This is a genomic window from Staphylococcus sp. NWU MKU2, from assembly GCF_033283605.1.
In the GTDB taxonomy this organism is placed as follows: domain Bacteria; phylum Bacillota; class Bacilli; order Staphylococcales; family Staphylococcaceae; genus Staphylococcus; species Staphylococcus haemolyticus.
Map to the genome: position 1 here is coordinate 480866 of NZ_JAVSMH010000002.1, position 12478 is coordinate 493343.

At 31.7% G+C, this 12478-nt stretch carries 8 protein-coding genes; 2 read left to right on the forward strand and 6 right to left on the reverse strand.

Annotation, left to right across the window (positions count from 1 at the left end):
• Positions 1-12: 12 nt before the first annotated feature.
• From mprF to parE, 6 genes are all read right to left on the reverse strand, one after another.
• Positions 13-2535 carry a bifunctional lysylphosphatidylglycerol flippase/synthetase MprF gene (mprF, locus tag SBL15_RS05790; RefSeq protein WP_107638452.1) on the reverse strand — a complete coding sequence of 841 codons (2523 nt, stop codon included), beginning with the start codon at positions 2533-2535 and terminating at the stop codon, positions 13-15.
• A gap of 241 nt (positions 2536-2776) precedes the next feature.
• Complete coding sequence (locus SBL15_RS05795) at positions 2777-4006, reverse strand: AI-2E family transporter (RefSeq protein WP_037537130.1); 1230 nt, start codon at positions 4004-4006, stop codon at positions 2777-2779.
• Positions 4007-4083: 77 nt separating this feature from the next.
• A complete protein-coding gene (gene glcT / locus SBL15_RS05800) occupies positions 4084-4938 on the reverse strand; it encodes a glucose PTS transporter transcription antiterminator GlcT (protein ID WP_053017916.1) in 855 nt (284 codons plus the stop codon).
• A gap of 161 nt (positions 4939-5099) precedes the next feature.
• Positions 5100-6557 carry an alanine/glycine:cation symporter family protein gene (locus SBL15_RS05805; protein WP_107614265.1) on the reverse strand — a complete coding sequence of 486 codons (1458 nt, stop codon included), beginning with the start codon at positions 6555-6557 and terminating at the stop codon, positions 5100-5102.
• A 216-nt stretch (positions 6558-6773) separates the two neighbouring features.
• The gene (parC, locus tag SBL15_RS05810; RefSeq protein WP_107612237.1) at positions 6774-9173 is read right to left on the reverse strand and encodes a DNA topoisomerase IV subunit A; all 2400 of its coding nucleotides are present in this window, start codon (positions 9171-9173) and stop codon (positions 6774-6776) included.
• Positions 9170-11170 carry a DNA topoisomerase IV subunit B gene (parE, locus tag SBL15_RS05815; protein WP_107612238.1) on the reverse strand — a complete coding sequence of 667 codons (2001 nt, stop codon included), beginning with the start codon at positions 11168-11170 and terminating at the stop codon, positions 9170-9172. The genes parC and parE overlap by 4 nt, the downstream gene beginning before the upstream one ends.
• A gap of 202 nt (positions 11171-11372) precedes the next feature.
• Between parE and plsY the strand changes: the two genes are divergently transcribed.
• Together plsY and SBL15_RS05825 are read left to right on the forward strand one after the other, a co-directional pair.
• Entirely contained in the window at positions 11373-11981 is a 609-nt protein-coding gene (plsY, locus tag SBL15_RS05820) for a glycerol-3-phosphate 1-O-acyltransferase PlsY (RefSeq protein WP_011275846.1), read from the forward strand.
• A 169-nt stretch (positions 11982-12150) separates the two neighbouring features.
• On the forward strand, positions 12151-12450 hold the full coding sequence (locus SBL15_RS05825; protein ID WP_011275847.1) for a HesB/YadR/YfhF family protein: 300 nt from the start codon (positions 12151-12153) through the stop codon (positions 12448-12450).
• The last annotated feature ends 28 nt before the right edge of the window (positions 12451-12478 follow it).

The following is a 12478-nucleotide window of genomic DNA, read 5'->3' on the forward strand; positions in this document are numbered from 1 at the left end:
CTTTTTTTACAATTATTTATGACGAATAACCCTCATTACTTTTAACATACTATACCATAGTGAACTATCTTTTCTATAAACCAAAAATCTTGGTTCCCAATTTGGACTATATTTTTCTTTGTACTTACGTAGTCCTTGAAAGCGATATAGACCATTGAAGTGTTCAAATACACGCCCAGCTACACGCTCTCGAGGGTAAGAGTAATTTAATTGACCTACATTTGATAAAGTTGCCATACCCATGTTAAATGCTTTATAGCCTTTATCTTTACCCCAAAGTAACATATGTAGATATAGGCCATCCATTAAAGGTAAATCTAAATCAGGTAACCAACGAATTAAATCTACTGAAATAGCTTCATTATAATAAGTAGGCATTAAAGTGCAAAACGCAATGACTTTACCTTCTTCATTATTCATTATTCCAATAGGTGCTTGTTGTAAATACTCTTCTGTAAATTGACCTACTGAAAAATGCATTTCATTACGTCCATCTAGCCATTGATCACTAACTTGTTTTAATTGAAAAATGAGATCTTTCGAAAAAGGTGGCTCTAAAATTTCAAATTGAATATTTAAATCATCAAATTTATTAAGTGTTGCTCGGAAACCACGACGTTTCTTTCCTGATGTCGTAAATTGAGTTAAATCTATAATGGCCTCTTCACCAAGTTTGAAAAACTGATTACCAAAATTATGATATAGCGGCATAAAGCGATCTGACACTTGATAGAATATAATGTCATAGCCTAACTTTTCACCGTAGTTATAAAAATCAATAAGTAAAGACTGAAACGCCTTCGTATCACCGATTGGATCTCCTAACACAACAAGAGCGTTACCTTTGTAGCGATACATTAAAAAAGCTTGTTGCGCTTCATGCATAAAGACATCTTTATCTCCACTATAGATTAAATGACTTAAATAATTGCCACCATACGTTTCAATAATTGATTTACATCTCGATAAATCTTCTAATTGGTGTGGTCTAGTGTATCTAGACCCCAATAACCATGCGACGATACCTACAAGTATGACTACTACAAGAATCGTTAACCAGAAATAATATTTCAATAAAGAAGTATCCATTTCAATGTGGTAAATATCAAGTGCATATAAAGTTTCTGAAATTATAAAATGATTAACATACAACACTAGCATACTTAAAATAATTGTAAAAATTAAACGTTTTAATCTGAATGGTCGTTTCATCACTTTAGAACGACGATAAGCGAGAACAAGTAATACAAATATTAATAAAATCCATGATAAAAGAATTAAAGATGCATAAGTATATACTGTTGCACTAAATATTAAAACAAGTGAAATCATTACAAACAAAATAGCACGTCGGCTTTGTTTAAATACACCTCTAACATTGATAAGTAATAATAAGCAAGCACTTGTATGCACAGATAACATAATATAATATGCGAAATGATGATCGTCGTATAAACCATCATAAACAATTGTAATGTTATTAATAAAGAAAACAAAACTTGTTATTAGTACTAACGTAGCTAAGGCAAATGACGGAATCTTGGCAATAATATCTTTTTGATAAGAGAATAAAAAAGATGTTACATCTCTTGCAGGTACAAAATATTTAGATTCTTCGAAGTATTTTCGCGCAGATGATCCAAACTCAAATGTAGATAAAACAAGTGCAATAATAACTGGTACAAAGTAATAAGCGAAACGATATAATAATAACGCTAATAATACTTTTTCTTCAGGAACACCTAAAGACTTAAGACCTAATAATACAACTAAATCGAAAGCACCGAAGCCACCTGGTATGAAACTAACCAATCCAGAAAGAGCAGCAATGATGAATATACCGATAACAGTCGTGAATGCTATGTTAATATCTACAATAACTGTTGATAAATAGAGTACTGTCGCAGCTGCAAGCCACTCAAAACTTGATACTAATGTGCAATAAACACCTAAATATTTATTGTTGCGATCAATAGGGTTAATCATGGTATAGGCAATAAATAAAGGTAAAAATAATGCAACAACATATAAAATCCATCGAACCCAACTTACTTTATTTATTATATGAGAAGCATCAAAAATATGTAACACGACAAGGATTGATAAAAGACTCAAACCCGTTAACATAGAAATCAGTATGATTGAAATGGCATGAACTAATTTTTTTCTATCAGTTGTATAATTTTTATAAATAAATGCTCTAAATCCAGCCCCTATAAATCCACCAAAGCCAACAATGGCATTAAGTGCATTAATGATATAGCTAATTTTAAAAACCCTAATAAGCGGTATATCCAGTTTTAACCCTTTTACTAAGATAAGATCATACAAACTTAGTAAAATCATAGCTGAACCACCGCAAATGAATAAGCCAACTAGATACCAACGATTAATTTTGCTAAATGCTTCAAGTGTTTGTTTAAAATTAATGTGTGCTAATTCATGATATAGCGTTGCAACAACTGCTATAAATAAAACTGCAGCAAAAACAAATTTGAGTATTGATAATAATCTATTCTTAAGTTCTTCAGTCATGTCATACCTCTACCTTTACCTACGATTATTTAAAAATATATCATACCTTCATTTGAATGAACATATGAATATGTATAACTCATACTAACAGTATTGTAATGTGTGTAAGATTAAATACTTTTAAAAAAAGGACGGGAATGAGACAGAATCCAAAATGAATTCATTATCTCATTCCCGCTAAGGTAACTAAAACTGGGAAAGCTAGATAAACTGGCTTTTACACTTAATACTCGTTTAAAGTTTATTCAGCTTGAGTATATTCTTTAGTTTCTTCTTTTTTAATTTCATATTCTCCTGAATCATCACCATAATAGTTGTTATAACGACGTTTAAATAATAAGAATAGGTGTGAGACTAATACTTTAAGTATTGCATAACCAGGTATACCTAAAATAACACCAACAATACCTAATAAATTACCAGCACTCAATAAGATGAAAATAATCGTTAAAGGATGAATTTTCAATGTTTTACCCATAACATTAGGTGAAATGAAATGTCCCTCAATAAATTGAACAAGCGTCCATACTACAATTAATTTCAATAACATGAATGGCGATGTAATAATCGCTATAATGATGGCTGGTGAAATAGCGATCGTTGGTCCTAGATAAGGTACAACACTAGTAACAGCAGCTATACAAGCAAGTACAAGACCGTAATCAAGACCAATAATTGAATAGCCTATAAAGAGTAAGATACCAATACAAAATGAAACAATAATTTGACCTTGGATATATGATCCAACTTGTACACTCATTTTTTCCATTAAATCATGGTAATCTTTTCTAAATTTAGGTGGCATAATCTTCGTTGAATACTCTTTAAATTTGTGACCATCTTTTAACATGAAGAATAATACAAAAGGTGTTGTGACAAGAACTACACCTACATTAACAATAGCTTCTGCAAAACTTCTAATTTTAGTTCCAAATCCATCAAAATAACTCGAAACCATAGAAGGTATCTTATTGGAAACTGAGTCTAACCAATCTTGTATTTGAGTATAAAATGATGATAAGAAAGAAAAATGTGTGACTTGATCTATTGCGTTATTAAATTTATCTACATATTTAGGGAAGTTGTTAGCTAAACGTGTGATTTGATCTCCAATAAGCGGAATTAATAAATTAATAATTAATGTCGCTCCACCAACAATAGCTAAAAATACAATAATGATTCCTAGTAATCTTGGAATATTATATCTCTCCATCAAATTAATCACTGGATTAATAAGATAGAATAAAATAAGCGATAAAATAATTGGTGCTACAATTGTATTAAATATGATGATAAATGGTTCAAAAACATAAGAAACTTTATCAAATATAAATATTACAATACCTATGAGCACTAATGAAAGCAAAGCAAATAATAAATCTTTACCGCCTAAGAATTTCATAAAACGCGTTTCTGTAAAACTAAATTTTTTTGCGTTTTTTTCTTCAACTTGCTTATTTTCAATTGCCATGTTTTTCACCATACCTTAACTTACTATTAAAACTAAAGCTATTTTACATCATAACACAAAAAATAATTAAGTGTTCCTTAGTTATGCGATGAACTTATTTGATTTTCAAAATGATAAATATGTAAAGCAAGATACACAATTTCGGAATCATCGATAGGAATATTCAAGTGCTTTTGAATCATTTTTGAAATTTTAAAAGCAGTATTATATGCATTTGGGTAATGATTTTTAACCATATCTATAAAAACATCTTGAGCATATATATATTCTTTTTTATTAAGTCGTCGAATTAAAAATTGAATATGTCTTATAAAACGTTGATATTGAACCGTATGATTATCGATTTCATGATTTAAATCATTTTCAATAATAAGTATACTTTTACTAATCAATTTATTGATCAAAGACATCTCATGTATCGTTAAATCCTCTGTGTTTGAAGCAATGTGTAATGCAATAAATCCAATTTCATCAGGTGGGAACTTAACATCTAGTCGTTGATTCAATTTATCAATAACTTGACTTGCAATAGCGTACGCACCACTATATAAATGTTTGGTTTCGATAGCAAATGGATTACTAATAATTTGATTTTGTTTTAATCTTTTATATGCAAATATAATATGATCAGTCAATGCAACAACAAGGTTTTTATCATCTGTAGTATGAGTTGTACTTGTAATAAAATTGACTGCTTCAATAATCGCTTGTAGAACATCTTCATCGGCAATTTCAACTAAAGATTTGTAATATTCTTGTTGTTGTTTTTGCTCTAATTTATAAACCTTTTCTATTGAAGCACTTTCATCTAAAGTCATTCCAGCCTTTTTATTAAAGCCAATACCTTTTCCAATGAGTATGACCTCTTGATTATTATAAGTGCATATGATGACGTTATTGTTTAAAGCTTTAGAAATGGTATACTCACTCATCATAATCACCTTTCTCTGTAATATATGAATTATAAATCTATTTATTAAAAATGAAAAGATTTCTAACTTAATGTAAAAACTCCTTTCAACGTTTTGAATGAAAGTTTCAACACATTGAAAGGAGTATGAATAAATTTTATTTTAATCAATCAATTAAGCGATTATTTTTTAGGTAGTTGATTTTCTCTACCCCAAGTTTCAATACCAAATAAGTTAATTTCAAGATTCTCTGGTTTAAACACAGGTTTCATACCAGCTTTACGTTGTCTTTGGTAATCTTTCATTACAGCTATCGCTATATTTGAAAGACCAATTATAGAAATCAAGTTAACAATTGCCATTAATCCCATGAATAAATCGGCAGTACTCCAAACAGTTTCAGTTTTTACTACTGATCCAACAAATACTAATAAGACAACTAAACATCTAAAAACAAACATAACTACTTTGTTTTTAGATAAGAACTCTATGTTAGATTGACCATAATAATAGTTACCAACAACAGAAGAAAATGCAAATAGCGTAATTGCGATTGTTAAGAAGATACCTCCAGCTGAACCTAAATGTTCATTTAATGCTGATTGTGTAACTTGAACACCTTGAGGTGCATTTTCTCCAAATTTTAATCCTGAATATAAAAGAATCATAATCGCTGTGGCTGTACAAACTAACATTGTATCGAAAAATACACCTAGTGATTGAATTAAACCTTGTTTAACTGGATGTGGCACTGCCGCTGTTGCTGCTGCGTTTGGCGCAGAACCCATACCAGCCTCGTTAGAGAATAGACCACGTTTAATACCTTGAAGAATCGCTGCACCTACAGCGCCTCCTGTAACTTGCTCGAAACCAAATGCACTCTTAATGATTGTGCCAATCATCGGAACAATTTGATCGATATTTAATAATAAGATAACTAAAACCATACCGATATAAATAATAGCCATGATTGGAACAATCAATGAAGATAATGTCGCGATACTGCGGACACCACCAAAGATAATTGCTGCAGTAATAACAGCTAAAATAATTCCTGTTACAACTGGACTTACGTTGTACTGTGTGTTTAATGATTCTGCAATCGTATTAGATTGAACAGTATTAAATACAAACGCAAATGTTATTGTAATTAATATTGAGAATAAGATACCTAACCATTTTTGGTTCAAACCTTTAGTTATGTAATATGCGGGACCCCCTCGGAATCCACCTTCTTTGTCATGAACTTTATAAATTTGAGCTAAAGTTGCCTCCATAAATGCACTTGCAGCACCGATAAAAGCAATTACCCACATCCAAAATACTGCGCCAGGACCACCTAGTACAATTGCCGTAGCTACACCTGCAATATTACCAGTACCAACACGGGAACCAGCACTAATTGCAAATGCTTGGAATGGCGATATACCTTTTTCACCACTATTCAATGTTTCAGGTTTTTCAGTTAAAGCTCTAAACATTTCCGGCAACATACGTAATTGCACGAATTTAGAACTAATAGTAAAGAAGAACCCTACAGTTAATAGCAATCCAATTAAATATTGCGACCAAATTAAATCATTACCTACCTGAACAATTGTTTTAAACCACCCAGGTATTAAATTATCAAAATCACTCATTAAATCCCTCTCATCTACAATAAATTAATATCCTAAGATATACTACAAGAGATTTATACTGTATTGAATAAACCCAATAAAATAATACTAGTACATATTACGTTTGAGTGTTATACAACATCAATATAAATCTCTTGAAAGATTAAAATTGGTTAAAATAACAAGTTCAATTTTATCATTTTCTTTTAAAATTGAAAATATAATTTTTATAATCCATTAGTCGATTGTCATATCTAAGACGTCTCCAAACTCTTTAACATCAACAACAAATGACCCATTTGTGTATTGTTCAGATAAATGAATATCAGTGATTTGTCCTTCTTCAGAGTGACTTTCAGAATATAGAGTATACATACTTTCATCTTTAACAACATAACCTGCAACAACACGATGCGGATTTTTCTTCAACTCTTTAAGTAATGTAATACCTCTTTGTGCTCTTTTAGCTTGTTGTAAAATCTTATAGCTAATTCGTTTTACAGCACCTCTTTGAGTAGCCATTATAATTGAGCTATCACTATCTACAACATCCGTCATAACGACAAAATCTTCATCTTTTAAGTTGATAGATTTCACCCCAGCTGCTCGTAATCCCGTATCAGATAGTTCTTCACTTGAATATGTTAATGACATACCTTTATGTGTTAATACATTGATGAGTTGATCTTCATTTAATCGAATGACATTTATTAATTCATCATTATCTTTAACTTTCATAGCAACTAATGGTTTATTGTAACGAGTCGTTTTAAATAAGCTAACGTTACTTTTTTTAATCATTCCATTTCGAGTCGCTAGTACATAAAATGCGTTATCTTTAAAACTTTGTTCATTGTAAACATCAACTACAGTTTCATAATCATCTAGGGGAACAATTTGAGATACATGCTGTCCAAGTTCTTTCCATCTGATATCTGCTAATTTATGAACCGGAATGAATAAATACCTTCCTTTATTTGTAAAAACAAGTACCGTATCTTGCGTGTTAACTGTTTGATATTTGAGTAAACTGTCTCCATCTTTAAGCCCTATTTCAGTGACACCACTGGCATTGAAACTACGTGTAGATGTCCGTTTAATATATCCTTGACGTGTAATACTTAAAACAACATCTTCACTTGGAACCATAACTTCTTTATCAATTTTAATTTCTGCGATTTCCGCTTCAATTGATGATAAACGTTCAGATTTAAATCGTTTTCTAATATCAGTCAATTCACTTTTAATTACTTGTAACAATGCATCATGATTATCAAGTATATGACGATATTCTTTAATCAAATTAGCTAACTCATTATGTTCATTTTCCAATGCAACGATATCTGTATTAGTTAAACGATAAAGTTGAAGCATAACAATAGCCTCTGCTTGAGCTTCCGTAAATTCAAATTCAGCAACTAAATTGTCTTTAGCATCTTTTTTATTTTTAGAGTTACGAATTAACGTGATAACCTCATCCAATATTGATAGTGCTTTCATTAAACCTTCCACAATATGCATGCGTTTTTCAGCGTGATCTAAATCATATTTCGTACGATTTGCCACAACTTCAATTTGATGATTTAAGTAACTATCAATAATTTGGCGAATACCCATTAGTTTTGGACGACCGTCACTAATTGCAACCATATTAAAGTTATAAGCAATTTGTAAATCAGAGTTTTTGAATAAATAGTTTTTTATAGCTTCTGCATTTACATCCTTTTTCAGTTCGATTGCTATTCGTAATCCAGTGCGATCAGTTTCATCACGGACTTCGATAATACCATCTACTTTTTTATCTGCTCTTAACTCATCGATTCTTTTGACTAGTGAACTTTTATTCACTTCGTAAGGAATCTCAGTAACGATAAGTTGTTGACGACCATTACGAAGGGTTTCTTCATCCACTTTAGAACGTACAACAATTTTACCTTTACCAGTCTCATAAGCTTTCTTAATGCCATCCACACCTTGAATAATACCGCCAGTAGGGAAATCTGGACCTTTTATATATTTCATTAGTTGAGTGACAGTAATATCAGGATTATCGATATATTTCAATGTTGCTTGAATTACCTCTGCTAAATTATGCGGTGGGATGTCAGTCGCATAACCTGAAGAAATCCCTGTTGAACCATTAACTAATAAATTAGGAAATCTTGCTGGTAAAACCATTGGTTCTAAAGTTGTATCATCATAGTTTGGAACAAATGCAACAGTTTCCTTGTTAATATCTCTGACAAGTTCTTCCGATAATTGGCTTAACTTCGCTTCAGTATAACGCATGGCTGCAGGAGGATCATTATCGATACTACCGTTATTACCATGCATTTCAATTAAAACATGACGTAATTTCCAATCTTGACTTAAGCGTACCATTGCATCATATACTGATGAGTCGCCATGAGGATGATATTGACCAATAACGTCACCGACTGTCTTCGCACTCTTACGGAAATTCTTATCATACGTATTCCCACTACTATGCATTGCGAAAAGAATTCTTCGTTGTACTGGCTTCAAGCCATCACGAACATCCGGTAATGCACGTTCTTGAATAATATATTTACTATATCTTCCAAAACGATCGCCTATCACATCTTCAAGTGATAAATCTTGAATTATCTCACTCAATTTGTTTCCTCCTCAGTATATTCTTCAGTTTCTAGTACTTGTACTTCAGTATTATCTAATATACTCTGATCTTCTTGCATGCCAAATTCAACGTGACTTTCAATCCATTCACGACGTGGCGCAACTTTATCACCCATTAAAGTTGTAACTCGTTTAGACGAACGCATTTCATCTTCAATTTGAACACGAATTAATGTTCTAGTTTCAGGATTCATAGTTGTTTCCCATAACTGTTCAGGGTTCATTTCACCTAGACCTTTATAACGTTGCAACATAAATCCTTTTCCTAATTTCTTCTGAAGTTTTTCAAGTTCATCATCAGTCCATGCATATTCAACTTGCTTAGATTTACCTTTTCCTTTTTCCAGTTTATATAATGGCGGTAATGCGATAAATACTCTTCCAGCTTGTACAAGCGGTTTCATGTACTTAAAGAAGAAGGTTAATAATAATACTTGAATATGCGCACCATCTGTGTCGGCATCAGTCATGATAATAATTCTATTATAATTACTGTCTTCTATTTTAAAGTCGTTTCCAACACCAGCACCAATTGTATGAATGATAGTATTAATTTCTTCATTTTTAAAAATATCTTCAAGTCTTGCTTTTTCAGTATTAATAACTTTACCTCTTAAAGGTAAAATCGCTTGGAATTTTCTATCTCTTCCAAGTTTAGCTGAACCGCCTGCTGAGTCACCTTCGACTAGATATAATTCATTTTTCTCAGTATTTTTACTTTGAGCAGGTGTTAACTTTCCTGATAATAAAGTGTCTTTACGTTTATTCTTCTTACCTGAACGTGCATCTTCACGTGCTTTACGCGCAGCTTCCCTAGCTTGTTGTGCTTTAATTGCTTTCTTCACTAGAGATTTAGAAAGTTGACCTTTTTCTTCTAAATAATATGGCAATTTATCAGAAACTACTGAATCAACAGCACTACGAGCTTCTGAAGTACCCAATTTAGATTTAGTTTGCCCTTCAAATTGTAACAATTCTTCAGGTATGCGAACTGATATAACTGCAGTTAAACCTTCACGAATATCATTACCGTCTAAATTTTTGTCTTTTTCTTTCAATTCATTGATTCTTCTTGCGTAATCGTTGAACACACGTGTCATTGCAGTTTTAAATCCTACTTCATGTGTTCCGCCGTCTTTGGTACGCACGTTATTTACGAAGCTTAATATACTTTCTGAATATTGATCATTATATTGAAAAGCGACATCTACTTCTATACCATTTGAAGCACCTGTAAACATAGTTACGTCGTGAAGAACCTCTTTGCCTTCATTTACATAACTAACAAACTCTTTAATCCCCTCTTCGTAATGATAAACATCTTCACGTTCTTTGCCATTACGTAAATCTTTCAATGTTATTTTAAGATTCTTTAATAGGAAGGCAGATTCTTGTAACCTCTCACTTAAGGTTTCAAAATTAAATGTAGTTGTAGCTTTAAATATTTCGGGATCTGGTTTAAATGTAACTTTAGTTCCTGTTTTTTTTGTTTTACCTGATTTAACTAATCCAGATGCTGGCACTCCACCATTTTTAAAGCTTTGCTTGTAAATATTCCCGTCTCTATGTATTTCTACTTCTAACCATTCGCTTAATGCGTTAACTACAGATGCACCAACCCCATGCAATCCACCTGATGTTTTATATCCGCCTTGGCCGAATTTACCACCGGCGTGCAATACCGTGAAAATAACTTCTACAGTAGGTTTACCCGATGCATGCATACCTGAAGGCATACCACGACCATTATCTTCAATAGAAATACTATTATCTTGATTTATTGTTACATTTATTTCATTACCATATCCGTTTAAAATTTCATCTACGGAGTTATCTACTACTTCATACACTAAATGATGTAGTCCTCGTTTATCAGTAGATCCTATATACATACCTGGACGCTTTCTTACAGCTTCCAATCCCTCTAATACTTGAATAGAATCATCTGAGTAATGATTTGAATTTTTTGTTGCCAATGCGTTCGCCTCCTACAAACGTACGTTCGTTTTAAAAACTATACAATAGTTATTCTTATATAAATTGGTCTAAATTGCAAGCGTGAGTTAAAAACTAATCTATTTAAAGTTCTTGTTAAGAACAAATTTTTAAAATTGGTCGTTGTTATCTATTAGATTATGGTAAAATATAGCTACGTTATTAAAGGATGTGTAAAGTTATATGATGATAGTAGTCATGCTCATATTAAGCTATCTCATCGGTGCTATTCCTAATGGATATGTTATAGGAAAGCTTTTTTTCAAAAAAGATATTAGACAATATGGCAGTGGTAATACTGGCGCAACTAATAGTTTCCGAGTTCTAGGTAAACCAGCAGGATTTATTGTAACCTTTTTAGATATATTTAAAGGATTTATTACTGTGTTCTTTCCTATTTGGTTTCCAGTGCATGCAGATGGACCGCTTAGCACGTTCTTCACACATGGGTTAATTGTAGGTTTATTCGCAATACTTGGCCATGTATATCCAATATATCTTAGATTTAAGGGTGGAAAAGCTGTAGCTACAAGTGCTGGTGTTGTCTTAGGCGTAAATCCTATCTTGCTACTTATATTGGCAATTATATTCTTTGGAGTATTATATATATTTAAATATGTTTCACTCTCAAGTATTATTGCAGCAATTTGTTGCGTTATTGGCTCTCTCATCATACAAGATTACATATTATTTGGGATGAGCTTACTCGTTTCAATAATTTTAATAGTAAGACATCGCACCAATATTGTAAGAATTTTTAAAGGCGAAGAGCCAAAAATAAAATGGATGTAAATCCAATACCGATAATAATGCATTAAGCGTATCAATTCGCTTAGTGCTTTTTTATATCTTCATTGAAATTTTAAGGATTATCTCAAAATATGGATATGTTATAATTCTAAGAGTTCCATTTAAAAATTAAAATCCAAGTAATAGATAAATAAGGTAGGAGGATAATGTAATGAAAATTAAACTAACAGATCAAGCTGTAGAATGGTTTAAAGATGAACTAGACTTACCTGAAAATAACAAAGTTTTACAGTTTTACGTTCGCTATGGTGGTGAATTTCAACTTAAACAAGGTTTCAGTCCTGCCTTTCGCGTTGAACCAAGAGAAGATGTAGAAATTGGTTACGAAGAAAATTATAATGATTTGATATTAGTCGTTTCAGAAGAAGATCTATGGTATTTTGAGGACAATGAAGTCCTCGTTGAAAAAGTAGATCATGATGATGAAATTGCCTATTCTAAATTGAAGTAAGTCATAAAAACCGTTGAATTTAACTAAG